The sequence below is a fragment of the Pseudomonas sp. lyk4-R2A-10 genome (genome assembly GCF_030209075.1).
Lineage (GTDB): Bacteria > Pseudomonadota > Gammaproteobacteria > Pseudomonadales > Pseudomonadaceae > Aquipseudomonas > Aquipseudomonas glycinae.
Genome location: NZ_JARVSR010000012.1, coordinates 535,715 through 560,175, shown reverse-complemented (window position 1 = coordinate 560,175; position 24,461 = coordinate 535,715). Strand labels below are relative to the sequence as shown.

General features: G+C 62.9%; 22 protein-coding genes. 19 read left to right on the top strand and 3 right to left on the bottom strand.

Going from position 1 to position 24,461, the window contains the following annotated elements; translation table 11 throughout:
- Nucleotide 1 precedes the first annotated feature (1 nt).
- The 4 genes from QRN46_RS23460 to QRN46_RS23445 are packed head-to-tail and all read left to right on the top strand — an operon-like array spanning nt 2 to nt 3,849.
- Complete coding sequence (locus tag QRN46_RS23460) at nt 2-1,516, top strand: TolC family protein (RefSeq protein WP_102717897.1); 1,515 nt, start codon at nt 2-4, stop codon at nt 1,514-1,516.
- On the top strand, nt 1,500-2,105 hold the full coding sequence (cysC, locus tag QRN46_RS23455; protein ID WP_221615579.1) for an adenylyl-sulfate kinase: 606 nt from the start codon (nt 1,500-1,502) through the stop codon (nt 2,103-2,105). Before QRN46_RS23460 ends, cysC begins: the two co-directional genes overlap by 17 nt.
- On the top strand, nt 2,102-2,887 hold the full coding sequence (locus QRN46_RS23450; RefSeq protein ID WP_285357546.1) for an aspartyl/asparaginyl beta-hydroxylase domain-containing protein: 786 nt from the start codon (nt 2,102-2,104) through the stop codon (nt 2,885-2,887). Before cysC ends, QRN46_RS23450 begins: the two co-directional genes overlap by 4 nt.
- A complete protein-coding gene (locus QRN46_RS23445; protein ID WP_041475102.1) occupies nt 2,875-3,849 on the top strand; it encodes a sulfotransferase family protein in 975 nt (324 codons plus the stop codon). The genes QRN46_RS23450 and QRN46_RS23445 overlap by 13 nt, the downstream gene beginning before the upstream one ends.
- On the opposite strand, the gene QRN46_RS23440 is transcribed toward QRN46_RS23445, so the two are convergent.
- Nucleotides 3,815-4,573, bottom strand: coding sequence for a slipin family protein (locus tag QRN46_RS23440; protein ID WP_007957673.1), 759 nt, complete (start codon nt 4,571-4,573; stop codon nt 3,815-3,817). The two genes, QRN46_RS23445 and QRN46_RS23440, sit on opposite strands and share 35 nt — an antisense overlap.
- A 2-nt stretch (nt 4,574-4,575) precedes the next feature.
- The gene (locus QRN46_RS23435) at nt 4,576-5,103 is read right to left on the bottom strand and encodes an NfeD family protein (RefSeq protein ID WP_011331880.1); all 528 of its coding nucleotides are present in this window, start codon (nt 5,101-5,103) and stop codon (nt 4,576-4,578) included.
- Nucleotides 5,104-5,299: 196 nt separating this feature from the next.
- Here QRN46_RS23435 and QRN46_RS23430 point away from each other — a divergent pair, with 196 nt between their 5' ends.
- The 13 genes from QRN46_RS23430 to pgaD all read left to right on the top strand — a co-directional run bounded on the left by QRN46_RS23430 (nt 5,300) and on the right by pgaD (nt 20,433).
- On the top strand, nt 5,300-5,761 hold the full coding sequence (locus QRN46_RS23430; RefSeq protein ID WP_007957669.1) for an aminoacyl-tRNA deacylase: 462 nt from the start codon (nt 5,300-5,302) through the stop codon (nt 5,759-5,761).
- Between the two features lie 129 nt (nt 5,762-5,890).
- Complete coding sequence (locus QRN46_RS23425) at nt 5,891-6,136, top strand: DUF2789 domain-containing protein (RefSeq protein ID WP_011331881.1); 246 nt, start codon at nt 5,891-5,893, stop codon at nt 6,134-6,136.
- Nucleotides 6,137-6,347: 211 nt separating this feature from the next.
- On the top strand, nt 6,348-6,776 hold the full coding sequence (locus QRN46_RS23420; protein ID WP_011331882.1) for a MarR family winged helix-turn-helix transcriptional regulator: 429 nt from the start codon (nt 6,348-6,350) through the stop codon (nt 6,774-6,776).
- A complete protein-coding gene (locus tag QRN46_RS23415; protein ID WP_011331883.1) occupies nt 6,773-8,836 on the top strand; it encodes an FUSC family protein in 2,064 nt (687 codons plus the stop codon). The genes QRN46_RS23420 and QRN46_RS23415 overlap by 4 nt, the downstream gene beginning before the upstream one ends.
- Nucleotides 8,833-9,042 (top strand): DUF1656 domain-containing protein, encoded by a 210-nt coding sequence (locus QRN46_RS23410; protein WP_285357539.1) that lies wholly within the window; start codon nt 8,833-8,835, stop codon nt 9,040-9,042. The genes QRN46_RS23415 and QRN46_RS23410 overlap by 4 nt, the downstream gene beginning before the upstream one ends.
- Nucleotides 9,039-9,926, top strand: a complete 888-nt coding sequence (locus QRN46_RS23405; RefSeq protein WP_201818004.1) for an efflux RND transporter periplasmic adaptor subunit — start codon at nt 9,039-9,041, stop codon at nt 9,924-9,926. The genes QRN46_RS23410 and QRN46_RS23405 overlap by 4 nt, the downstream gene beginning before the upstream one ends.
- A complete protein-coding gene (locus QRN46_RS23400; RefSeq protein ID WP_285357536.1) occupies nt 9,923-11,365 on the top strand; it encodes an efflux transporter outer membrane subunit in 1,443 nt (480 codons plus the stop codon). Before QRN46_RS23405 ends, QRN46_RS23400 begins: the two co-directional genes overlap by 4 nt.
- A 93-nt stretch (nt 11,366-11,458) precedes the next feature.
- Nucleotides 11,459-12,094 (top strand): hypothetical protein, encoded by a 636-nt coding sequence (locus QRN46_RS23395; protein ID WP_011331886.1) that lies wholly within the window; start codon nt 11,459-11,461, stop codon nt 12,092-12,094.
- A gap of 199 nt (nt 12,095-12,293) precedes the next feature.
- Nucleotides 12,294-13,799: a YdgA family protein gene (locus QRN46_RS23390; RefSeq protein WP_285357534.1), complete on the top strand. Its 1,506-nt coding sequence runs from the start codon at nt 12,294-12,296 to the stop codon at nt 13,797-13,799.
- A 256-nt stretch (nt 13,800-14,055) separates the two neighbouring features.
- The gene (gene pgaA / locus QRN46_RS23385) at nt 14,056-16,536 is read left to right on the top strand and encodes a poly-beta-1,6 N-acetyl-D-glucosamine export porin PgaA (RefSeq protein ID WP_285357531.1); all 2,481 of its coding nucleotides are present in this window, start codon (nt 14,056-14,058) and stop codon (nt 16,534-16,536) included.
- Between the two features lie 12 nt (nt 16,537-16,548).
- On the top strand, nt 16,549-18,546 hold the full coding sequence (gene pgaB, locus QRN46_RS23380) for a poly-beta-1,6-N-acetyl-D-glucosamine N-deacetylase PgaB (RefSeq protein WP_285357529.1): 1,998 nt from the start codon (nt 16,549-16,551) through the stop codon (nt 18,544-18,546).
- A 1-nt stretch (nt 18,547) separates the two neighbouring features.
- Nucleotides 18,548-19,903 (top strand): poly-beta-1,6-N-acetyl-D-glucosamine synthase, encoded by a 1,356-nt coding sequence (gene pgaC / locus QRN46_RS23375; RefSeq protein WP_201817989.1) that lies wholly within the window; start codon nt 18,548-18,550, stop codon nt 19,901-19,903.
- Nucleotides 19,900-20,433 (top strand): poly-beta-1,6-N-acetyl-D-glucosamine biosynthesis protein PgaD, encoded by a 534-nt coding sequence (gene pgaD, locus QRN46_RS23370; RefSeq protein ID WP_221615574.1) that lies wholly within the window; start codon nt 19,900-19,902, stop codon nt 20,431-20,433. Before pgaC ends, pgaD begins: the two co-directional genes overlap by 4 nt.
- Here the strand turns inward: pgaD and QRN46_RS23365 are convergent.
- Nucleotides 20,426-21,955 (bottom strand): FAD-dependent oxidoreductase, encoded by a 1,530-nt coding sequence (locus tag QRN46_RS23365; protein WP_221615573.1) that lies wholly within the window; start codon nt 21,953-21,955, stop codon nt 20,426-20,428. The genes pgaD and QRN46_RS23365 overlap by 8 nt on opposite strands.
- A gap of 139 nt (nt 21,956-22,094) precedes the next feature.
- Here QRN46_RS23365 and QRN46_RS23360 point away from each other — a divergent pair, with 139 nt between their 5' ends.
- Nucleotides 22,095-22,655, top strand: a complete 561-nt coding sequence (locus QRN46_RS23360; protein WP_011331893.1) for a YbhB/YbcL family Raf kinase inhibitor-like protein — start codon at nt 22,095-22,097, stop codon at nt 22,653-22,655.
- A gap of 87 nt (nt 22,656-22,742) precedes the next feature.
- Complete coding sequence (locus QRN46_RS23355) at nt 22,743-24,434, top strand: vWA domain-containing protein (RefSeq protein WP_221615572.1); 1,692 nt, start codon at nt 22,743-22,745, stop codon at nt 24,432-24,434.
- Nucleotides 24,435-24,461 lie beyond the last annotated feature (27 nt).

The following is a 24,461-nucleotide window of genomic DNA, read 5'->3' as shown; positions in this document are numbered from 1 at the left end:
GATGAAGAAAAGTCAGAAGTTGTTCGGCGCCAGCCTGCTGGCGCTGGCGATCAGCGGATGTGCAGTGACCAGTGAACCAATCGAGCGCAGTGTCAGCGAACAAAGGGCCCGGGCCGACCTGCAAAGCATGTACAAGGGCCAGGAACCGTTGAGCGGGCCGCTGACCCTGCACCAGGCGATGGCTCGCGCGGTGAAATACAACCTCGAAGGCCGCCTGAAAATCATGGAGGAAGCGCTGGCCAAGCGGCAGCTCGACCTCGCCAGTTTCGACATGCTGCCGCGCATGGCGCTGGACGCCGGTTACGTCGGGCGTAACAACGTCAGCGCCTCCAGCAGCCAGAGTGTGCGTACCGGCACTCAGTCTCTGGAACCGTCGACCTCACAGGACCGCGACCGTGACGTCGCCGACCTGACCATGGTCTGGAACGTCCTCGATTTCGGTGTCAGCTACATCAGCGCCAAGCAGCAGGGCGACCAGCGCCTGATCGTTCAGGAGCGCCGGCGCAAGGTGATCAACACCATCGTTCAGGACGTGCGCTCGGCCTATTGGCGGGCGATGGCTGCCGAACGTCTGCTCAAGCAGATCGACAGCCTGATGGCGCGAGTCGACACCGCCCGCCGTAACAGCGAAAGCATGAGCGAACAGCGCATCGGTGATCCGGTGCAGTCGCTCGGTTATCAGCGTTCGCTGATCGAAGCGACCCGGCAACTGGAAGAACAACGCCGCGCGCTGTCGCTGGCGAAAACCGAACTGGCGACCCTGATCAACCTGCCGCTGGGCACCAACCTGACCCTGGCCACCGATGACGGTTACCGGATCCCGGAACTCAAGGTCGATCTGAGCAAACTCGAACAGGAAGCCCTGACCAGCCGTCCGGAACTGCGCGAGCAGGATTACCAGACCCGGATCAGCGCCGCCGAAACCCGCAAGGCCATGCTGCGTCTGCTGCCGGGCCTGGAGTTCTCCGCCGGCGGGCACTACGACAGCAACTCGTTCCTGGTCGAGCAGGGCTGGGCCGACTACGGCGTCAAAGTCACCTGGAACCTGTTCAACGTGATCTCTGCCCCGGCGGCTATCGATGTGGCGAAGGCCGGTGAGGAAGTGGCTGCCGCGCGGCGTCAGGCGATGTCGATTGCAGTGCTGGCGCAGCTCTACGTGGCCAACGCCAACTATCAGGAGGCGCTGCGCCAGTTCAAGACCAACCAGCAACTGTCGGACATCGACGGGCAAATCGTCGGTCAGTTGCGCAACCGTCGTCAGGCCGACGGCATTGGTGAGCTGGACCTGATTCAGGGCGAACTCAACACCTTGCAGGCGGATCTGCGTCGCGATCTGTCCTACGCCGATCTGCGCAACGCCTATGGCCAGATCTTCGCCAGCGCTGGCCTCGATCCGCTGCCGGATCAGGTGCAGTCGACCGAGGTCCAGTCGATCGCCACCGCGCTGGCCAACCGCGAAGCCGCGTGGGCCTCGGGGGATATTTCGCTGCCGGTGGCCCATGCCGCCGCGCAGTGACGTATTGGCGCCGACCGCCAGCATCAGCCGTGCCCAACGCGAGGCCCGCAACGGCCATCGCGGCACGGCAATGCTGCTGACCGGCTTGCCGGCGGCGGGCAAATCGACCCTTGCCCAGGCGTTGCATGCCGAGTTGTTCAGTCGTGGTCTGCAAAGTGTGGTGCTCGATGGCGATGGCCTGCGCGTCGGGCTCAACCGTGACCTGGGTTTTACCGATGCCGACCGCCTGGAAAACATCCGCCGCGCCAGTGAGCTGGCGGCGTTGCTGGTGGAGAACGGGCAGATCGTGATTCTGGCGATGATCGCGCCGTTGGCGGAACTGCGCGAAGTGTTTGCCCGCCGTTTGGGCGAGGATTATCGCGAGGTCTGGTGCAGCGCCGCGCTGGCAGTGTGCGAGCAGCGCGATCCGAAAGGGCATTACGCCCGGGCCCGGCGTGGCGAGCTGGCCGGGTTCACCGGCGTGTCGGCGCCTTACGAGGCGCCGGCCCAGGCTTCGCTGGTGCTCGACACCGGCACGCTGACGGTCGAATCCTGTCTCGACCGGTTGCTGACCTGGCTCGGCGAATCCGCGGTGTTGCCCAAGGCATGAGCCGGCCGGCGTTCTCACGGTTGCCGCTGACCGCGGATCTGCCATTGCTGTTGCAGGCGCTGGCGGCGATTGACGACGCTGCCTGGCGCGGTCATTTCAACACCGCTTATTTCGCCGGCGACTGGAGCGGTGTGGCGCTGATTTCCGCCGCCGACGCGCTGACCGAACTGTCCCCCGGCAGTGCCGAACCCGTTCAACGCCCCCCTTGGCTGAATGACCGTCGCTGGCAGCAGGCCCTGCGGGATCTGCCGCTGGAAATCGTCAGTGCTCGGCTGTTGCGACTGGGACCGGGCGGACAGATTCATGAACATCGCGACTACGACCTTGAGGGCGCGGACGCCGATTTGCGCCTGCACATTCCGCTGCTCAGTCCGCCTGCCGTGGACTTCTGGCTCGACGGCCAGCGGATGCCGATGAGGGCCGGGGAATGCTGGTTTCTTGATCTTGCCCGGCCGCATCGGGTCGACAATCGCGACCGCACGGCACGGGTTCATCTGGTGCTCGATTGCCACCCCTCGCCTTGGCTGGAGCAGATGATTGCCAACGGTTTGCCGAGCACTCCGCTGCCTGATGCCACGGAAACAGCGCTTCAGCGCTTTCAACGATTGCTTGTCACAGAACCGCTGTTGTCCGCAACGTTGCAGGCATTGCACGACCCCGAAGCATTCACTGTCCAGACGCTGGCGTTGGCCGCTGAACGAGGCCTGCATTTTTCCCGTGAAGAGCTGCTGGCGGCGATGCGCAACGGTCGTCGGTCATGGAACGAGCAATGGCGCCTGTGAATTTCGACGGCTGGTTGCCGATCCGCGTCTGGAAAACCGCCGAGCAATGGCAGGTCGACTGGTGCTGGTTTGGTGACACCCCGCTGCATCAACCGTTCTTTCGTGAGGCCGTCGAAGACGCGTTGCACCTGCCGTTCAATCAGGCGTTTCGCCGGCAAACACCCTTGTCGGCGCTCATGGATTGGCAAACGCTCAGTCCGGGGCTGCTGCCGAGCGCGTTCATCCTGCACGCCTCGCGGTGTGGCTCGACGCTGATCAGTCAGATGCTCGCCCGGCTCGATGATCACATCGTAGTCTCGGAGCCGCCGCCCCTTGATGCCTTGTTGCGCAGCGATCTGCCGGACGAAGAGCGCCGCGCGGCCATCGTCGGACTGCTCTCGGCGTACGGTCAGCGTCGGCGCGGCACGGAGCAGCGACTGGTCATCAAACTCGACGCCTGGAACATCGGCGAATGGCCGCTGCTGCGCGAGTGTTTTGCCGATACGCCGTGGCTGTTTGTCTATCGCGATCCACTGGAAATCGCCGTCTCGCACCTGCGTCGCCCCGGCCTGCACATGGTGCCGGGGGCGCTCGGCGATTGTGTGCTGGACGATGATTTGCCCTTCGAGGGGCGTGAGGACTTCATCGCCCGGCGGCTGGGGCGCCTGTTGGAGGCGGGGTGCGTGCATTGTCGTGAGTCTGCCGGGCTGGCGGTCAATTACAGCGAATTGCCCGACGCGATGAGCGGGCGGCTGGCGCGGTTTTTCGGGCTCAGCGCCACGCAGTGTGAACAGGCGCTGACAGCGACGGCGCAGCACGCGAAGCAGCCGTCACAACCCTTTGTCGTCGATGGCGAACACAAACGCCGGGAGGCATCGGCGCTGTTGCGGGCACGGATCGAAGATTGCGCCCGTGCGCCCTATGTCGCGCTGGAACGCTTGCGTGCGCTCACGATTTCGCCGACAGATCCGCCATACCCTTGAGCAGTTCGATCGGCAACGGAAAGACGATGGTCGAGCTCTTGTCGCCGGCGATCGAACTCAAGGTCTGCATGTAGCGCAGTTGCATGGCGCCGGGCTGGCGACCAAGCATTTCGGCGGCCTGCATGAGTTTTTCCGAGGCCTGCAATTCGCCTTCGGCGTGGATCACTTTGGCTCGCCGTTCCCGCTCGGCTTCGGCCTGCTTGGCGATGGCGCGCACCATCGATTCGTTGAGATCGACGTGCTTGATTTCGACGTTGGCGACCTTGATCCCCCAGGCGTCGGTCTGGGCGTCGAGCACTTGCTGGATGTCGATGTTCAGGCGTTCGCGTTCGGCCAGCAGTTCGTCCAGCTCATGTTTGCCGAGGACCGCGCGCAGGGTGGTCTGGGCCAGTTGGCTGGTGGCCATGAGGAAATCTTCAACCTGGATGATCGCTTTCTGTGGGTCGAGCACGCGGAAGTACAGCACCGCGTTGACCTTCACCGACACGTTGTCGCGGGTGATCACGTCCTGTGGCGGCACGTCGAGGACGATGGTGCGCAGGTCGACCCGGACCATTTGCTGCACCACCGGGATCAGCAGGATCAGCCCTGGCCCCTTGACCTGCCAGAAGCGTCCGAGCTGGAACACCACCCCGCGTTCGTATTCGCGCAGGATGCGGAACGTCGAGCCGGCCAGGGCGATCAGCAACAGCAGCAGCGCGACAAAACCGATTTGCAGACCCATGATCACTCTCCGAGCGGTGCCGCGTCAGTCGCGGCCACTTGCAGCAACAGACCCTTGCGCCCGACCACCCGCACCGGTTGCCCGGTGTGCAGCGGCGTGGCGCTCAGCACCTGCCAGCGTTCTCCCTGCAACTGCACCCAGCCGTTGCGGCTGTCTTCCAGTTGCACCACGGTCACCGCCGTGACACTGCCGAGCAGGCCGGCATCGCCGCTGACCGGGTGGCGCGGTCGGGTTTTCAGGGCGCGGATCAACAGTGCGATCAGCAACAGGGCGCTGACCAGGCCGAGGCCGATCATCATCGGTACCGGCAGTTCGGCGTTGCTCAGGATCAGCGCGCCGATCACGAACATGACGATGCCGCCGAGGCCGATCACCCCGTAGTTGGGCAGCGCGGCTTCGGCGATCAGAAACGTGATGCCCAAGGTGATCAGCCACAGACCGACCGGGCTGGCGGCGGTAAACGGGTTGTCCGCCGCAATCACCGATCCACTCAGCAGCAACAGGGCAAGCGCACAGCAACGAATGTTCACGTGACCCTCCGCGAGAGTCAGGACTTGTTCTTACAGTCTAGTTGAGGCTGCGGCTGGATGAATTTTGATCAATTTTCCCGCCCCGCCAGTGGGCGGATTTCCCGGTGCTCGTGGCTTGCCGGACTAGACTTTGAAGGACAGCCACAGCGTTTCATTACCGTCCGCCGCGCAGCGTCGGCGGGCACCGAGGTGCATCATGCGTATGGCCAAGAAAGTGCAGAGCAGCCTCAACCGGGCGCAATGCGAATATGACATCGTCACCCACCCGCACTCGTCCAGCAGCCTGGAAACGGCGCGGGTCTCCGGGATTGCCGCAGAGCGGGTGGCCAAATCGGTGATCCTGGACGACCGTCACGGGCACTACCTGATGGCGGTGCTGCCCGCCAGCCGCCACCTGGACTTGAGCAAGGTGCGCAGCAGCGGCGAATGGCAGATCACCCGCGAAAGCAATCTGGCGCACATTTTCGACGACTGCGAACGCGGTGCCGTACCGCCACTGGGCGACTCCTACGGCCTGGACATGGTCATCGACCCGCTGCTGACCCGGCAGAAAGACATCTACCTGGAAGCCGGCAACCATAACAACCTGCTGCACATGAGCATGCCCGAATTCCTGAAAATGGTGCCGCATGCGCAGGTGCGGGAGTTGAGTCAGTAGCTTTTTTAGCGTCTGTGCCGACGCCAATCGCGAGCAAGCCCGCTCCCACAGGTTCTGCGCTAAACCTGTGGGAGCGGGCTTGCTCGCGAAAAATCTTTCACACCCTATAAATCTCGCAGGAGTTCCGACATGGAAAACCCGACGCACAGCCTCCCATCCCTGTTCAAGCAACTCGGCCTGGACAACGACCCGGTCAGCATCGACCAGTTCATCGCCACCCATTCCCCGCTCAAACCGGAACTGCACCTGTGCGACGCGTTTTTCTGGAGCAAGAGCCAGGCGGATTTCCTGCGGGACGAAATTCTCGATGATGCGGATTGGGCGGAGGTGGTGGATCAGTTGGATGTAATGTTGAGGAAGGGGCGGGGAATGTAAAAAAAATGATCGAAAAGACCGAAATGTAAAAAAATTTGTGAGCTGTAAAAAATCAGCGCAAAAGTCAGGTTGAGATATTTTTTCTGAATTCGCCTTCGGACATGAATTTGTTTCAAAACTTGACTGAATTTCCCCACCAATGCGATATTGATAGTTAGCAAACTAACAGTGTGTGCATTCCCTCGTGCCGAATAACCTCGACGCTCTCCAGATGAACATCAGCAGTGCCATGGTGGTGGCCGCCAGGCATTGGCGGAAGATCTGCCAGACCACGCTGGTCAACTATGGAATTTCCGAAGCCTGCGCCGTCCCGTTGTTGATGATCGGGCGGCTGGGCGAGGGTGTGCGCCAGGTGCAGGTGGCGCAGGCGGCAGGGATGGAGTCGCCGTCGCTGGTACGCCTGCTCGATCAGTTGTGTCACGCCGGTTTTGTCTGCCGCACCGAAGATGCCCAGGACCGTCGCGCCAAATGCCTGAGCCTGACCGACACCGGTCGTGAGCTGGTGCAAGCGGTGGAGGCGCAACTGGTGCGTCTGCGTCATGAAGTGCTCGAAGGCATCGACCAGCGCGATCTGGAGGCTACGCTTCGAGTACTGAGAGCTTTCGAGGCGGCCACTCCGCCAACGGTGATCAATCCGTGAACGGGTTCTTTTCCGGCATGCCCCCCGCGCGGGACTGGTTCTACGGGATCCGCACGTTCGCGGCCTCGATGACCGCGCTGTACATCGCCTTGCTCATGCAGATGCCGCGTCCTTATTGGGCGATGGCCACGGTGTACATCGTTTCCAGCCCGTTCCTCGGCCCGACCAGTTCCAAGGCGTTGTATCGCGCGATCGGTACGTTTCTCGGTGCGGCGGCGGCGGTGCTGTTCGTGCCGATGTTCGTCCAGAGCCCGTACGTGCTGGTGGTGGTCATCGCCTTGTGGACGGGGATTCTGCTGTTCCTGTCCCTGCACCTGCGCACCGCCAACAACTACGCGCTGATGCTGGCCGGCTACACCTTGCCGTTGATCGCTCTACCGGTGGTGGATAACCCGCTGGCGGTGTGGGACGTGGCCGAGTCGCGAACTGAAGAGATCTTCCTCGGCATCGCCGTGGCGGCGGTGGTCGGCGCGATGTTCTGGCCACGGCGCCTGGCACCGGTGTTCAACGATGCCGTGGGCAAATGGTTCGCCGACGCCACGACCTACAGCCTGAAATTCCTCAGCCGCGACGTGCAGCCCGAAGCGGTCGCAGCCCTGCGCATGGCAATGGTCGGCAGTTTCAACAGCCTGGAATTGATGATCGGCCAGTTGCCGCACGAAGGTGCGCGTCCGCAGACGGTGCGCAACACCAAGGAACTGCGCGGGCGGATGATCCACCTGCTGCCGGTGATCGACGCCCTTGAAGACTCGCTTTACGCCCTCGAACGGCGCACGCCCGAGCTGGTGGAAAAGTTCGCACCACTGCTCATCTCGACCCGCGAATGGCTTGGCCACAAAGACGCCGATCTGGAACGCTGGCAAGCGCTGCGGGATCAGCTCGAAGCGCTGCAACCGAGCGCCGAAGCCCTCGAAGATCGCAAGCAGTTGCTGTTTTCCAACGCGCTGTATCGCCTCGGCGAGTTCATCGATCTGTGGCAGGACTGCCGCAGCCTGCAGGACGCAATCCTGTGCGAGCGCCAGGACAGCTGGCGCGCGGTGTATCGTCACTGGCGCCTCGGTCGCCTGACGCCATTCATCGACCGCGGGCTGATGTTGTATTCGGTGGCCTCGACCATCCTGGCGATCATCGTCGCCTCGGTACTGTGGATCCTGCTCGGCTGGACCGACGGCGGCAGCGCGGTGATTCTGGCGGCGGTGTCGTGCAGTTTCTTCGCCTCGATGGACGACCCGGCGCCGCAGATCTACCGGTTCTTTTTCTGGACCGGGATGTCGGTGCTGTTCGCCAGCCTGTACCTGTTTCTGGTGTTGCCGAACCTGCATGACTTTCCGATGCTGGTGCTGGCGTTCGCGGTGCCGTTCATCTGTGTCGGCACCCTGACGGTGCAGCCCCGTTTCTACCTCGGCATGCTGCTGACGCTGGTCAACACCTCGTCGTTCATCAGTATTTCCGGTGCTTACGACGCGGACTTCTTTGCCTTCGTCAATTCCAACCTGGCGGGCCCGATTGGGTTGTTGTTCGCGTTTATCTGGACCCTGATCGCCCGGCCGTTCGGCGCCGAACTGGCGGCCAAACGCCTGACCCGTTTCAGCTGGAAAGACATCGTCAGCATGACCGAACCGGCGAACCTCGCCGAACATCGACAACTCGGCGTGCAATTGCTCGACCGCCTGATGCAGCACCTGCCGCGTCTGGCGCTGACCGGGCAGGACACCGGCATCGCCATGCGCGAAGTGCGCGTGGGGCTGAACCTGCTCGACCTGCTCGCCTATACGCCGCGAGTGACGGGCGCGCCGAACGCGCTGCTCAAGCAAGTAGTGGCTGAGGTTGGCGAGTATTTCCGGGCCTGTCTCAAGGCCGGGGAACGCCTGCCGGCGCCGAGCGCCCTGCTGATGACCATGGATCGCACCCGCCGTGCGCTCAGCGGCCACGGCGATGAAGACACCCGACTCAACCTGTTGCATGCCTTGAGCGGTTTGCGCCTGGCGCTGTTGCCCGGCGTGGAATTCGTTTCCAACGCAGAGCCCGAAGAACCGCTGCCCGAAGGAGCGCCCCTATGATCGGTGATCTGGACATCAGCGGCATATTCCTGTCGACCCTGCTGGTGTTGATGGGCATCACTTATGTGCTGTTTGTGTTGGTACACGGCGTGCTCACACGCCTGCATTTCTACCGTCTGGTCTGGCACCGGGCATTGTTCAACGTGGCTCTCTACGCCGTGATGCTGTACGGCGTGGATTCACTCAGTCGATACCTGATGACATGAAAAAACCGTTTCTGACCCTCGGTCGCGTTGTCCTGACGCTGCTGATCGTGACTTTCGCCGTCGTCGTGGTCTGGCGCATGGTGATGTATTACATGTTCGCGCCCTGGACCCGCGACGGCCACATTCGCGCCGACATCGTGCAGATCGCCCCGGACGTGTCCGGGCTGATCCAGCAGGTCGAAGTGAAGGACAACCAGTTGGTGAAACGCGGCCAGGTGCTGTTCAGCATCGACCAGGATCGTTTCAAACTGACGTTGCGCCAGGCCAGGGCGGCGGTCGCTGATCGCGAAGAAACCCTCGCTCAGGCGCAGCGTGAAGCCAAGCGTAACCGTGGTCTGGGCAACCTGGTGCCAGCCGAACAGCTGGAAGAAAGCCTGTCGAAAGTGGCCCGCGCGCAATCGGCCCTGGCCGAAGCGCTGGTGGCGGTGGACAGCGCTCAGCTCAATCTCGACCGCTCGGTGATCCGCAGTCCGGTGGACGGCTACGTCAACGACCGTGCACCGCGCTCGCAGGAATTCGTTACTGCCGGGCGTCCGGTGCTGTCGGTGGTCGACAGCAATTCGTTCCACATCGACGGCTATTTCGAAGAAACCAAACTCGACGGCATCCACATCGGTCAGTCGGTGGATATCCGCGTGATCGGTGACCGTGCTCGCCTGCGCGGGCATGTCGAAAGCATCGTCGCCGGTATCGAAGACCGTGACCGTTCGAGCGGCAGCAACCTGCTGCCCAACGTCAATCCGGCCTTCAGTTGGGTGCGTCTGGCCCAGCGGATTCCGGTGCGCATTGCCTTCGACGATGTGCCGGATGACTTCCGCATGATCGCCGGGCGTACCGCCACCGTGTCGATCATCGACGATCAACCGCAGGAGCCCGCGAAATGAGCAGGGCTCTGATGATCGCCGGTTTGGGTGTGATGCTGTCCGCCTGCTCGATGGTCGGGCCGGACTATCACGTGCCCGAAGATGCGGCGATCCAGCGCAAGGATTTCCAGGGCGAACTGGCGGTGGCCGGCAAACCGGTGGTGTCGGCCCCGGTGCCGGCGGACTGGTGGCGGCTGTATCAGGATCCGCGTCTGGATCAACTGGTGCAGCAGGCCATGGCGTCCAACACCGATCTGCGGGTGGCGGCGGCGAACCTGTCGCGGGCCCGTGCGCAGGTCGATGAAGCCGAAGCGGCCGGTGGCTGGAGCGGCGGCGTGAAGATGGGTGCGCAACGCTTGCAGGAATCCGGCGAGGCGTTCCTGCTGCCGGAAAAAGTGCCGGTGGCCAACATCGGTGATATCGGTATCAGCGCGTCCTACCAGTTCGATCTGTGGGGCACGCTGCAACGCGGGATCGAAGCGGCCAAAGCCAACGCCGATGCGACTCAGGCCGCTGCCGACACGGCGCGCATCACCCTGGTCGCCGACGTGGTTCGGGCCTACACCCAGGTCTGCGCGGCGAACGAGGAACGGGAAATCGCCCAGCATTCTCTCGACCTGCAATCCCAGAGCACCACCCTGATCCAGCGCCTGCGCGATGCCGGGCGTGGCGACGAAACCCAGGTCACCCGTTCGCAGACCCAATTCAAATCCTTGCGCGCCGACATGCCGCGTTATGAGGCGGCGCGGCAGGCCGGGTTGTTCCGGCTGTCGATGCTGCTGGCCAAGCCTGTCGATCAACTGCCGGCCGGCACCGCGACCTGCGCCGAGCTGCCGAAAATCGCCCAACTGGTGCCAGTCGGTGACGGCGCCGCGCTGCTCAAGCGCCGGCCGGACATCCGCCAGGCCGAGCGGCGTCTGGCGGCCGCGACCGCCGGTATCGGCATCGCCACCGGCGAGCTGTACCCGGACATCAGTTTCGGCGCGACGATCGGCACCGTCGGCATTCTCGACAACCTGGGCAAACCGTCCACCAACCGCTGGGGCTTCGGCCCGTCGCTGAGCTGGAGCGTGCCGACCAACGGCGCCCGGGCCCGCATCCGTGAAGCCGAAGCCACGACCCAGGGCGCGCTGGCGCATTTCGACGGCGTGGTGCTCAACGCCATCCGCGAAACCCAGACAGGTCTGTCCCAGTACTCCGCGCTGCTGCAACGCCGCGATGCACTGGCCGATGCCGAGCAGTCGGCAAAACTGGCGGCGGACCAGACGCACCGCTTCTTCCAGGCCGGTCGCGAGTCGTTCCTTGCCGACCTGCAGGCCACCCGCACCTACACCGATGTCACCGCGCAACTGGCCGCCGCCAACACCCAGGTTGCCATGAGCCAGATCGATTTGTTCCTCGCCCTGGGCGGCGGTTGGGAAAGCGGACGAACGCAAGCCTCGAGCGCCAGCAAACCCTGAGGCCGTTGCTATGCTTTGAAGTATTGAAAGGGCGCCCCGAACCAGGCGCCTTTTCAGTGCACATCGCTAGCGCAGGTCTAGGGGAAACCAATAATGAAAAACCCTTACGCTCTCGGCTTCTGGTGCGCCCTGGTAGCCCTGGTGCTGCTGTCGGCCACCTATTTCTACGGCATCATGCTGGCTCATCAGATTGACAAGGCAATGGTCTTCCTCGACAGCACCGTGGCGTTGATCGCGGTCATGGCGATCGTGGTCGTGGCGTCGGCGCTGGTGCAGACCCAACGACTCAAGAAACGCCAACTCGAGCAAAGCAAGACACTGCTGCTGATCTGGGACACCAAAGTTGCGCTGCGCAAAGTCGAAACCGTGTTCGACCGCTATTTCTGGGGCGGCTACTGGCAGCCGGGGCGTACCTTCGCCGAAGTCATGGGCGAGCTCACTGGCACGCCGCTGGAAAAAAGCCTCGAAGCCCTGAAAAAACAATGTCTGGCCCTCGACCGACAAGTTGCCGGCGACGGCTGGCACTGGCTCAACAACGCCCGCGAACTGTCGGACGTCGCCACAGCCATGGCCCGCGAGCGTTATCAACTGGATTTTTGCGACCCGCGCAGCGACGGGCCGGGCGGAGCGGTGATCGACCGGGATTTCGAAGTGCTGGTGTACACCTGGACCGCGCGGCTGAAAAGCTTCGACCATCAGCTGGACGAGATCGAGGTTCAATACTCCTGAGCCCGAAAAGATCGCCGAACCCGGCGATCTTTTTGTTTGTCCATGTCATGTCGACACTCTTTAACCTTTAAACATTGGGCCGCGTTGCACTGCCAGTGCTAATCTCCACCGCTAAATTCAGCGGAGTCGCGCCACGGCCCGGTCACGGGTTCAGGGAAGACGACCACACTTTCAGCCACGGAAATCGATCAGGTCATTCATGAATAAATCAGCAGGCGTGCTTCTCGGAATTGTTGTGGCCATTGGCGCCATCAGCGTAGGCGGGGCCTGGTACACCGGCACCAAAATCGAAGGCGTGCTGAATAATGCCGTCGCCAATGCCAACAGCGAGTTGCAGACCGCCATGGCCGGCTCCAACGGCAGTGCATCGCTGGAGCTGGTGTCGCTGGAGCGCAACACCTTCAGCAGCACCGCGCACTATCGCCTCAAGGGCGAGGGTGAAATGTTCGGCGAAGCGCCGGTCGAGCTGCTGTTCGTCGACCACATCGAACACGGCCCGCTGCCGTTCTCGCGTCTGGTTTCGCTGAAATGGCTGCCGGTCATGGCCACCAGTCACTTTGAGCTGGAAAAGACCCCGATCACCGAAAAATGGTTTGCCGCCACCAAGGGCGCGGCGCCGCTCAAAGGTGTGGTCAATATCGGCTACGACCAGTCCACCACCGGCAACCTCGAACTGCTGCCACTGGAAACCGCGCTGGATGACAAGTCGAACCTGAAGTTTTCCGGCCTGAACATGGACATTTCCGCCAGCGCCCAGGCCCAGAAGGTCAAAGCCAACGGTTACATGGACAGCCTGCACCTGAGCACGGTCGCCGAAGACCAGACGCCGGTGCAGATCGAACTCAATGGCCTGACCCTGGCCAGCAATCTCGCCAAAAGCACCTACGGCTACTACACCGGCGAGAACACCCTGGAACTGACCAGCAGCAAGACCACCTTCGGCGCCAAGCAGTCGGTGCTGGGTGTGAAGAACTTCGAAATGAAGAACCGTACCGAAGAGAACGGCAGCAACGCCTCCGGCCGTGCCGACTACAAGGTCGCTGAAGTAACCCTCAACGACAAGAAGATCGGTTCGGCCAACCTGGCCATGAGCCTGAAAAACCTCGACATTCCGTCGGCCATGTCGCTGATGCAGATCTACCAGACCAAACTGCAGCCTTACGAGAAAGCCGCCGCCGAAGCTGCCGCCGCCGGCCTGCCGGCACCGGAGCTGAACCTGACCGAGGCCGAGTCGACCCAGGTCAAGGCCGACCTGCAGAAACTGCTGGCGGCCGGGCCGCAACTGGCGCTGGAAGACCTGTCGCTGAAAACCGCCAACGGCGAAAGCCGGGCGAATCTGGTGCTTGATCTGACCAAGCCTGCGTCGATGGACCTGCCACCGGATCAACTGGGCAAACAGTTGATCGCGCTGCTGGACATCAATGTGTTGGTGTCCAAGCCGATGCTGGTCGACCTGCTCAGCGTGCAGGCGCAAATCGATGGCCAGACCGATGCCAAGGCCATCGTTGACCAGGCCAGCGCTGGCGCTGACATGTTCGCCGGCATGGCCGTTGGTTCGCAGTTGGCGACACTGGATGGCACCAACGTTGTCACCAAGCTGCATTACGCCGCCAATCAGGTTGAATTCAACGGCCAGAAGATGACCGTCGAGCAGTTCGTCGGCTTCCTGATGAGCAAGTTCGGCAGTATCGAACAGCCTCAGTAACGCCCCACGCGTCACCGAAACGCCCGGCCTCTGCCCCCGCAGATGCCGGGCGTTTTGCTGTCTGGCATCCGGGTTAACGGTTAGCCGGGGCCAGCCATCGTCACGAATCTGAACAATTATTGTGTTCTGAATATTGACCTACGCTTGCGTGCAAGACTGCTTGGATAAGCTTGGCCAGGCAAATCGACCTGGCCTCCGTTACGAATTGGGCAAGGGGGGCGTTGCTACCCGGCTGGCCATGTAAGGATGCTGACGAATGCCGCGTATTGATGGTCCTGTATTACATCGTGGTTTACGCCCTTTGTTTCGAGTCGCGCTGTGCAGCCAGTTGCTCTGGCCGGCGTTCGCGTTCGCCGACACGGCCTACGATCAAATGGTGCTTGACGCCCGGGCCGGGCATTACACGCCCGCGCTGAGCGTGTTGCGTCAGGTGCCGCCGGCCCAGGCCAGCACCGGCCAAGTCAGCGATCACCTGCAAATCGCCAGTTGGGCCGGGCTCGACGCCGAAGTGGTGCAGGTCTACGAGACTCAGGGCCGTGAGCGTGCACTGCCGGTTCAGGCGCTGACCGCCACCGCCCGGGCCTACCGCAACCTGAAACGCTGGGATCAGGCGATCCAGGTCTACAACAAGGCCCTGACGCTGGAGCCGGACAACGCTGACCTGCAACTCGGTCTGGCGCTGACCCAGGCCGACTCCGGCAAGCCTGACGAAGGGGTGATCCGCGCCCGTTCGCTGGTCGCCGCCAAACCCGATGATCCTTCCCGCCGACTGGCGCTGGGCTACGCCCTGAATCGCGCCGGCAAGCCGTACGACGCGCTGTTCGAATACGACCAGGCCTTCATCCGCGCCGGCAACAAACCCGAGGTCGCCCGCGAATACGTGGTCGCCCTGCAAAAGGCGCGTCTGCCGGAGCCGGCGCTGCGTCTTGCCAGACAGCGTCCGGGGTTGATCGATCCCGTCACCTTGCGGCGTCTGGCAGGCGATCTGGCCGCCGAACGCGTGCGCCTCGCCGAACTGGCCACCCGCAGCGAAAAAGAACGCTACGTGATCGCCGACCGCGCCCTGGCCGACTACGACCAGCTCCTCGCCACCTGGACTCCGGACGCCACCGCCCACGACGACGTGACCCGCTGGCGCATCGACCGCTTGGGCGCACTCAAGGCCCGAGCGCGCACCGCCGAAGTCATCAGCGAATATCAGAAGCTGCAAGCCGAAGGCGTGAAGATCCCGACCTACGCCCTGCGCTGGGTGGCGGCGTCCTATCTGGATCAGCGCCAGCCGGAAATCGCCACCGATCTCTACCGTCAGGTGCTGGCAGCGCCAGATGCCGATGTCGGTGACCGACTCGAAGACACCACGGCGCTGTATTACTCGCTGCTGGAAAGCGACCGCGCTGAAGAGGCGCGCAAAGTCGCTGAAGATCAGGCCAGGGCGCAGAAGCCGCGCGTCGAACTCAAGGGCCTGCCGATCGGCAACCCCAACGACGAATGGATGGACGCCCAGCAACTGGCGGCACAGGCCGGCACCTATGGATCCGACCTGCCTCACGGCGAGGAGCGCTTGCAGACCTTGGTGGATCAGGCGCCGGGCAACATCGGCCTGCGCCTGGCCCAGGCCGATCTGTACCTGGCCCGAAACTGGCCGCGCCGCGCTGAAAACCAGCTCAAGGAAACCGAGAGCATCGCGCCGCGCGACACGGGTTTGGAAGTCGCGCAGGCTCGCACCGCGATGGACTTGCAGGAATGGCGGCAAATGGATGCGCTGACCGATGACGTGGTGGCGCGCTTCCTCGACAACCGTCAGGTCCAGCGTCTGGCCCGCGAGCGTGAAGTGCACGACATGTCCGAGCTGCGTGTCGAAGCCTATGGCGGCAAGGCTAACGGAGGCAGCGGTGGCGATGCCGGCGCGGTCTCCGGTAGCCGGGATTTCGGCATCCAGACCACCCTTTACAGCCCGCCGATCGATGAGGACTGGCGAGTGTTCGCCGGGGCCGGATACGCCACCGGCGATTTTGCCGAAGGCACCGGCCACCACCGCTTCCAGCGTGTCGGCCTGGAGCGTCGCACCCGCGACATGACCCTCGAAGCCGAAGTGTCGAATCATTCCTACGGTTTCGGCGACAAGCAGGGCGCGCGTCTGGCGATTGCCCGCGATATCAACGACCACTGGCAATACGGCGGCAGCCTTGAATACCTCTCGGCCGAAACCCCGCTGCGGGCATTGAACAGCGACATCAAGGCCAACGGCGGCAGCGGTTTCATCCGTTGGCGCGCCAACGAGAGCCGCGAGTGGCGGCTGGCGGTCAGCCCGTCGCACTTCAGCGACGGCAACAACCGCGTCGAAGCCTTGCTGACCGGAAAAGAGGGCGTCTACAGCGCGCCGAACCTGCAAGTCGACGCGGGCCTGGAAGTGGGCACCAGCCACAACTCCAAGTCCGATGACGTGCCGTACTTCAACCCGAAGTCGGACTTCAGTGTCATGCCGCTGCTCAACGTCAATCACGTGCTGTACCACCGCTACGAAACCGCCTGGAGCCAGCAGTTCCAGGCCGGTGCGGGGACTTACAGCCAGCGTGATCACGGCACCGGCGGCATGGCATTGCTCGGTTACGGCCAGCGCTACGCCTGGAACGACGTGTTCGAGTTGGGCGGTTTGTTCAGCGTGATCAACCGGCCCTACGACGGTGACCGGGAAACCGATCTGCGTCTGCTCGTCGACCTCACTTTCCGCTTCTAGAAGAGTTTGAAGATGCCTTTGATTTCGCGTTTCATCCTTCTGCTGGGAGTGCTGCTGGTCAGCGCCTGCGCCCAGCAAGCTCCGGCCTTCGTGCCGCCGTCCGAGCGACCGCTGGCGGCCAATGAAAAGCCCTGGCCGAAAAATCACGTGCTGGGCATTGCCTACCACGACGTCGAAGACCGTGACCCCGATCAGGCGGTGGTGGCGGTGCGCACCGAGCGCCTGCTTGAGCAACTCGCCTGGCTGCGGGAGAACAACTACCAACCGGTGACGGTCGATCAGATCATGGCCGCGCGCAAAGGCGGGCCGGAACTGCCGCCCAAGGCGATCCTGCTCAGTTTCGACGACGGTTACTCAAGCTTCTACACCCGCGTGTTGCCGGTGTTGCGCGCCTACAACTGGCATGCGCTGCTGGCGCCGGTCGGCACCTGGATCGACACGCCGCTGAACCAACCGGTGGATTTCGCCGGTACACCGCGTCCGCGCTCGGACTTCCTGACCTGGGCTCAGGTGCGGGAAATCTCGCAATCGGGCCTGGTGGAAATCGCCGCCCACACCGACGCCAGCCACAAAGGCATCCTCGCCAACCCGCAAGGCAACCTGCAGCCGGCGGCCGCGACCCGACGCTACGATCCGGTGAGCAAACGCTACGAATCCGAAGCCGATTTTCAGGCGCGGATCCGTGCCGACGTGCAGGCGATCTCGGAGAAGATCCGCAAGAACACCGGTAAAAAACCGCGCATCTGGGTCTGGCCTTACGGGACGGCGGACGGAACCTCGCTGACCGTGGTCAGCGAAGAGGGCTATGAAATGGCCCTGACCCTGGATGATGGACTCGATGCCCTCGACAACCTGATGAGCGGGCCGCGTTTCCTGGTGGCTTCCGACCCTGACGGCGAGCACTTCGCCAACAGCGTGGTCGGCGTGCAAGCGGATTTCGTGATGCGCGTGGTCCACGTCGATCTGGACAACGTCTACGACCCGGACCCGGCGCAGCAGGAAATCAACCTCGGCAAATTGATCCAGCGCATGGCCGACATGGGCGCCAACACCGTGTTCCTGCAAGCCTTCGCCGATCCGAAGGGCGATGGCCTGGTGCATTCGCTGTACTTCCCCAACCGTCATCTGCCGATGCGCGCCGACCTGTTCGACCGCGTCGCCTGGCAATTGCGCACCCGGGCTCACGTGAAGGTTTTCGCGTGGATGCCGGTGCTGAGTTTCCAGCTGGATTCGAAGTTGCCACGGGTGACGCGCTGGGATCCGAAGACCGGCACGACCGCAGTCGACCCGGATCAATACAAACGGCTGTCGCCGTTCGATCCCGAAGTGCGGCGGATCATCGGCGAGATCTACGAAGACGTAGCACGCCTGACTTCGGTCGACGGCATTCTCTATCACGACGACGCAGTGCTTTCGGACTTCGAAGACGCCGGCCCGCAGGCGCTGAAGGCTTACACCGCCCAAGGCTTGCCGGGCTCGATCGCCGCTCTGCGTGACGATCCGGCAGCCATGCAGCGCTGGACGCGCTTCAAGAGCCGCTACCTGATCGACTTCACCAATGAGCTGACCGCCAAGGTGCGCGCGATTCGTGGCCCGCAAGTGCTCACCGCACGCAACATCTTCGCCGAGCCGGTGCTCAATCCGCACAGCGAAGCGTGGTTCGCGCAGAACCTCGACGACTTCCTCGGGACTTACGACTGGACGGCGCCGATGGCCATGCCGCTCATGGAAAAACAGACGTATGCGCAGTCCGGCCCGTGGCTCGAAGAACTGGTGGCGAAGATCAAACAACGCCCCGGCGCGCTGGATCGCACGGTGTTCGAACTGCAGGCCCGGGACTGGACGAAAAAGGACCAGGCCGACATCGATGGCGCACAACTGGCCGACTGGATGAGCCGCCTCAAGCGTCAGGGCGCCACCAGTTTCGGCTACTACCCGGACAACTTTCTCGAGAACCTGCCGGACCTGAAAACCGTGCGGCCTGCGCTCTCCAACAAATGGAACCCATGACATGCTGGATAGACTGCTGGCCCTGCTTGTTCTGGCGATCGTCCTCGGCGTCCCCCTGGGGCTGATCTTCCTGGTCACCGGGCAATTCCTGATGGACTTCGTGTTCTTCTACCCGCTGTTCATGTCCGGGTTGTGGATTTCCGGTGGCCTGTATTTCTGGCTGCACTGGGAACGGCACTGGCCGTGGAAGGACGACACCCTGCCGCCACCGCTGGAAGGCGAACCGCTGATTTCGATCCTGATCCCTTGCTACAACGAGGGCGATAACGCCGCCGACACTATCCACGCGGCGCTGGCGCAGCATTACCCGAACATCGAAGTCATCGCGATCAACGACGGCTCCAGGGACAACACCGCCGAAGTGCTGGATGCGCTGGCCAAGGAAGACCCACGGCTGCGGGTGCTGCATCTGGCGGAAAACCAGGGCAAGGCCGTGGCCCTGCGCATGGGCGCCATCGCGGCGCGCAGCGAATATCTGGTGTGCATCGACGGTGATGCGCTGCTGGCGCCGAACACCGCCGCTTATCTGGTAGCGCCGATGCTCGACAACGCACGACTGGGCGCGGTGACCGGCAACCCACGGATCCGCACGCGTTCGACTCTGGTCGGGCGGGTTCAGGTCGGCGAGTTCTCGTCGATCATCGGGCTGATCAAACGCACACAGCGGGTGTTCGGGCGGATCTTCACCGTGTCGGGTGTGATCGTTGCGTTCCGCCGCACGGCGCTGAACCGGGTCGGCTACTGGAGCCCGGACATGATCACCGAAGACATCGACATCAGCTGGAAGCTGCAACTGGACCACTGGAGCATCTTTTACGAGCCCCGTGCCCTGTGCTGGATCCTGATGCCGGAAACCCTGCGCGGTCTGTGGAAGCAGCGCCTGCGCTGGGCCCAGGGTGGTGCCGAAGTGCTGTTCAAGAACATTCGCGGGATCTGGCAGTACCGCCATCGTTACCTGTGGCCGCTGCTGTTCGAATACTGCCTGTCGACCGGCTGGGCGTTCACGTTCCTGTTGTCGGTGATCTTCTGGGCCGTCGGCAAGTTCGTGGTCATGCCTGAGGCGATTGCCGTCGATCACCTGATGCCGCCAGCCTTCACCGGTTTGCTGCTGGCGTTTGTCTGCCTGGTGCAGTTCGCGGTCAGCATCGTCATCGACCGGCGTTATGAGCCGGGCCTGGGCAGGACCATGTTCTGGGTGGTGTGGTACCCGATCGCGTTCTGGCTCGTCAGCCTGCTGACCACGCTGGTCAGTTTCCCCAAAGTCTTGTTCGGCCAACACCAGAAACGTGCGCGCTGGGTCAGTCCCGACCGGGGTATCAAGCCGCTCGGGGACGATGAAGAGGAGGTTATCAAATGAAAATCATCCGGACCCGGCAACGACCGTTTCTGGTGCTGCTCGATGCGTTCTTCACCGTGCTGGCCTGGATCGGCCTGCTGTATCTGCTGGTACGCGGTCTGTGGCCGCTGATTGATACTCACGAAGGTGGGCCACGCCTCGACAACTCGGCGTTCGAAGCCCTCGGCACCTTGCAGATTTACCTGTGGGTGGCGGTGGTCAACGCGGTGATCCTGATCGGCTGGGCGCGCTATCAGCAACGCAAGAGCCGCAGCTTCGCCCAGCGCCGCCTGCCGTCCCCGGTGGTCGACGATGAAGGGCTGAGCCGCAGCTTCAAACTTTGCGACGAGCGCTTTCAGAAACTGCGCGGGCCGGGCGTGATGACCATCCACAACGATCAGGACGGCGATGTCAGTGATGTGGTGCCGCATCTGTGGCCGGTTCAGCCGCAGGAGCTGCCACCACCGCTGGCCCCGCTGGAACATCCTCGGGTGATCTTTCTGCACGCCGAGGACGACGACAACCGCGAGCCGCTTAACCGGATCACCTGACGGCGCGAATCAGCCGCCAGGCTTCATCCATCGGGAGCGGTTGCTTCATGCGCTCGGCCAGCAGCGCCATTGCACGTTCCTCTTCGCAGGCGACCGCTGCCACTACAACGCCCTTGCTCCCGAACAGACCGATAAACGGCGGTTGTTCGGGTTTGCCGATAAATTCGACCGCATCCCAGCCCTCGGCCTGGCCGAGATAGTCGTAGTTGCGGCCGAAATGCCAGGTCCAGAAATACGGCACGTCGAGGTAATGCTCCTCGCCACCGAGCAGGTTGGCGGCGGCGATCCGCGCGTGCTGCTGGGCCAGACGCCAGTGTTCGATACGTTGAGGCTTGCCGTTCAACGGGAAGGTGGCGATATCGCCAATGGCCCACAGGCTCTCGGTGACGCGCAGGCTGGCATCGACCAACAATGATTGATCGTCCTCGCGCGGAAGATCGCCGAACGCTTCGGTGGCCGGATGCACGCCGATTCCCGCCAACACCAGATCCGCCGACAGGCGCAGGCCGTTGTCGAGCAACACCGCCTCGACCTTGCCGTCGCCGGTGATCTCCCTGGCTTCGTGATCGGTGATGAATTTCACGCCGTTTTCTTCATGCAGTGCCCGGATCGCCTTGCCGACGGCTTCACCGAATTGCGCCGCGAAGGGAATTGCGTGACGCGCCAGCACCGTCACCTCGAGACCGTGCTGGCGCAGGGCCGAGGCGCATTCGAGCGCGATGAAACTGTCACCGATGATCACCGCCCGCTGACCGGATTGGGCGGCGTCCATGATGTATTGCGCCTGGGCTTTGGAGCGCAGGACAAACACCTGGGGCAGGTCGGCACCGGGTAGTTCCAGCGTGTTCGGCGTTGCGCCGGTGGCCAGCACCGCCGCGCTGTAATTCAGTGTGCGGCCATCGCTCAGGTGAAGGGTTTTGGCTTCGGTATCGAGCCCGGTGACTTCGCCTGAAACCCGGTTGATGTGCTGTTCGCGGTAAAAGTCTTCATCGCGCAGCGGCGGGGTTTCCGCCGACGTCATTTCCCCGGACAGCACGAATTTGCTCAGCACCGTTCGGTCGTAGCCGGCGTCCGGCTCGCGGTCGATCAGCACGATCCGCCCGCCGAAGCCTTTTTCCCGCAGGGCGGCGGCGCAGGCCGTTCCCCCGGCACCGGCGCCGACGATGACGAAGGTGCGCGGATCGTCCTGCGGCGGGGTGTGCGGATCCGGCAGCGGCTGGTCATCGACCCACACCTCGTCGCCGCGCAGCTCCAGCGGGTAACGCTTGAGGCTGTCCAGCGCCGGAGGCTCGCACAGGGCGCCATCCTCGGCGCGAAAGGCTGCCTTGTGCCAAGGGCAGATCAGCCGGCCGTGGCACAACGCGCCTTCCGCCAGCGGCGCGCCGGCGTGCGGGCATTGCCCCTGAAAGGCGCGCAATTGGCCGGCAACGCGCAGCAGCACGATCTTGCAGTCGCCGATCTTTACCTCCAGGCCACGGTCTTCAGGCACATCGGCGAAACGGGCGACACGGTGCAGGGTCATGGTCGTGCTCCTCACAGGCATTTCTCTTACGAGTTTGGGCCGCATTGCGAGGTTCAGCCATTTGCCACTGCCACGGCACGAACGGTACGGCTATAGTTTGCAGGCCGACGAAGGCCCAACTGCACAAGGTGCTCCCGGAATGACCCGATTGACCTCTCTCAACCCTTGGCTGGCGGCCGTTGCCGTCGCCCTTTGCGTGCAGTTTCCTGCGCAGGCCCAGGAGCGTTTCACCCTCAGCATTCCCGGTGTGTCGGATAACCGTCTGTTCACCTCGGCGGCGGCCAGCGATGCGGCCGGTTGCGGTGGCAAGAACCAGTCGCCGGCCCTGAGCTGGAATGCCGGCCCGGCCGGAACCCTGAGCTACGCCATCGTCATGCACGATCCGGACGGCCAGAAAGGCGCGGGCGTCGATCACTGGATTCACTACGGCATCAAGGCCACGACCCGGCAGATTCCCGCCGGCGTTGGCGCCAAATCGGCCCTTGAAGGCGTCGGTGGCACCAACAGCAAAGGCACCACCAGCTACGTCGGCCCATGCCCGCCGGTTGGCGACAGCGCGCACCACTACATCATCCAGATCTACGCCCTGGATCTGGCCCCGGACGCCTTGGCCGCCGGCCTGACCCGCGCCCAGCTGATGGAAAAGATCAAAGGCCACGTGCTGCGTAACAGCAGTGCGGTGCGGCGTTATCACCGCTGAAAAAAATTCGGCGAGGTTTAACCCGAACTGGAAGGGCTGCCCGTCTCAGGGGATGAATGGATCAATTCTTCCCCGAGGTCAGCCCCCATGTCCCTTCCTTCCACGCTTCTGCGCCCCCTTGCTGCCAGTGTGTTGCTGGTGGTTGCCGGTTGCGGCGTTTCCTCCAGCCCGGAAACCACCGTCGCGCCGCCTCCGGCGCAGACTGAACTGAAGTCCTCCGTGCAGCCCGAAGCGGTCATGGCCGATAGCGCGATGGCCAAGCGCAGTGCACTGACGGCTCCGATCGCCAGTTTTGCACCGATGCCGGCCGGTGAAAGTTATCCACAGGGCTATCGCGACGAACAGCGCGAGCAGTACGCCAAGCTGGCCGACAATCCGATCCACAGCGTCACCGAAACCCCGGTCTCGACCTTTAGCGCCGATGTCGACACCGGCGCCTACGCCAATGTGCGGCGCCTGCTCAATCAGGGTCGACTGCCGCCGGAAGGCGCGGTGCGGCTGGAGGAGATGGTCAATTACTTTCCTTACGACTACGCGTTGCCGAGCGATGGCTCGCCCTTCGGCGTGACCACCGAACTGGCTGCTTCACCGTGGAACCCGCACACCCGCTTGCTGCGTATCGGCATCAAAGCGTCCGACCGTGCGGTGGCGGAACTGGCCCCGGCGAATCTGGTATTTCTGGTGGATGTGTCCGGCTCGATGGACCGCCGCGAAGGCTTGCCACTTGTCAAAAGCACCCTGAAATTGCTGGTCGATCAATTGCGCGAACAGGATAGGGTATCGCTGGTGGTGTATGCCGGCGAATCCAGAATAGTGCTGGAGCCGACTTCCGGACGGGAAAAGGCGAAAATTCGCACAGCCATCGAGCAATTGACTGCTGGTGGCTCGACCGCTGGCGCATCAGGCATCGAGCTGGCTTATCAGATGGCGCAGCAGGCGTTCATCCCCAAAGGCATCAACCGCATCCTGTTGGCCACCGATGGTGACTTCAACGTCGGCATCAGCGACTTCGACAGTCTGAAACAAATGGCTGTGGATAAACGCAAGACCGGGATTTCTCTGACCACCCTGGGTTTCGGTGTGGATAACTACAATGAACATCTGATGGAACAACTGGCCGATGCCGGTGACGGCAACTACGCCTACATCGACAACCTGCGCGAAGCGCGCAAGGTGCTGGTGGATCAACTCGGTTCGACCCTCGCCGTGGTGGCGAAAAACGTCAAGTTGCAGGTCGAGTTCAACCCGGCGCAGGTCAGCGAATACCGGCTGCTCGGCTACGAAAATCGCGCGTTGAAGCGTGAGGATTTCAGCAATGACAAGGTTGATGCCGGTGAAATCGGTGCAGGCCATACGGTGACGGCGTTGTATGAAATTGTCCCGACAGGCGAGAAGGGCTGGCTGGAACCGCTGCGTTACGGAAAAACCGATGCAGTGGTTTCCGAGAAGAGAGGAGAATTGGCAATGCTGCGCGTGCGATATCAAAAGCCTGAGGGTGGGAAAAGTCTGCTGATCGAGCGGCCGATTGCCAGTCAGGTTGCACCAGCCAGTGAAGACCTGCGCTTTGCTGCCGCCGTCGCTGCGTTTTCCCAGCAACTCAAGGACGGCCGCTACACCGGCGATTTCAGCCTCAAGGACACCGAAGCCCTGGCCCGCGGTGCCCGCGGCGATGACCGCTTCGGCTTGCGCAACGAGTTCGTGCAACTGGTGGAACTGGCGCAGAGCCTGCGTACCTCCACCGCCTCCAACGGAATGTCCACTGAGCGACGGATTGAATAGTGAGCCGCCTCAAAGGCTTCATCACAC

Coding starts and splice junctions, on each gene's coding strand:
- QRN46_RS23460 (WP_102717897.1), top strand. CDS start 2: ATGAAGAAAAGTCAGAAGTTGTTCGGCGCCAGCCTGCTGGCGCTGGCG.
- cysC (WP_221615579.1), top strand. CDS start 1,500: ATGCCGCCGCGCAGTGACGTATTGGCGCCGACCGCCAGCATCAGCCGT.
- QRN46_RS23450 (WP_285357546.1), top strand. CDS start 2,102: ATGAGCCGGCCGGCGTTCTCACGGTTGCCGCTGACCGCGGATCTGCCA.
- QRN46_RS23445 (WP_041475102.1), top strand. CDS start 2,875: ATGGCGCCTGTGAATTTCGACGGCTGGTTGCCGATCCGCGTCTGGAAA.
- QRN46_RS23440 (WP_007957673.1), bottom strand. CDS start 4,573: ATGGGTCTGCAAATCGGTTTTGTCGCGCTGCTGCTGTTGCTGATCGCC.
- QRN46_RS23430 (WP_007957669.1), top strand. CDS start 5,300: ATGCGTATGGCCAAGAAAGTGCAGAGCAGCCTCAACCGGGCGCAATGC.
- QRN46_RS23425 (WP_011331881.1), top strand. CDS start 5,891: ATGGAAAACCCGACGCACAGCCTCCCATCCCTGTTCAAGCAACTCGGC.
- QRN46_RS23420 (WP_011331882.1), top strand. CDS start 6,348: ATGAACATCAGCAGTGCCATGGTGGTGGCCGCCAGGCATTGGCGGAAG.
- QRN46_RS23410 (WP_285357539.1), top strand. CDS start 8,833: ATGATCGGTGATCTGGACATCAGCGGCATATTCCTGTCGACCCTGCTG.
- QRN46_RS23405 (WP_201818004.1), top strand. CDS start 9,039: ATGAAAAAACCGTTTCTGACCCTCGGTCGCGTTGTCCTGACGCTGCTG.
- QRN46_RS23400 (WP_285357536.1), top strand. CDS start 9,923: ATGAGCAGGGCTCTGATGATCGCCGGTTTGGGTGTGATGCTGTCCGCC.
- QRN46_RS23395 (WP_011331886.1), top strand. CDS start 11,459: ATGAAAAACCCTTACGCTCTCGGCTTCTGGTGCGCCCTGGTAGCCCTG.
- QRN46_RS23390 (WP_285357534.1), top strand. CDS start 12,294: ATGAATAAATCAGCAGGCGTGCTTCTCGGAATTGTTGTGGCCATTGGC.
- pgaA (WP_285357531.1), top strand. CDS start 14,056: ATGCCGCGTATTGATGGTCCTGTATTACATCGTGGTTTACGCCCTTTG.
- pgaB (WP_285357529.1), top strand. CDS start 16,549: ATGCCTTTGATTTCGCGTTTCATCCTTCTGCTGGGAGTGCTGCTGGTC.
- pgaC (WP_201817989.1), top strand. CDS start 18,548: ATGCTGGATAGACTGCTGGCCCTGCTTGTTCTGGCGATCGTCCTCGGC.
- pgaD (WP_221615574.1), top strand. CDS start 19,900: ATGAAAATCATCCGGACCCGGCAACGACCGTTTCTGGTGCTGCTCGAT.
- QRN46_RS23365 (WP_221615573.1), bottom strand. CDS start 21,955: ATGACCCTGCACCGTGTCGCCCGTTTCGCCGATGTGCCTGAAGACCGT.
- QRN46_RS23360 (WP_011331893.1), top strand. CDS start 22,095: ATGACCCGATTGACCTCTCTCAACCCTTGGCTGGCGGCCGTTGCCGTC.
- QRN46_RS23355 (WP_221615572.1), top strand. CDS start 22,743: ATGTCCCTTCCTTCCACGCTTCTGCGCCCCCTTGCTGCCAGTGTGTTG.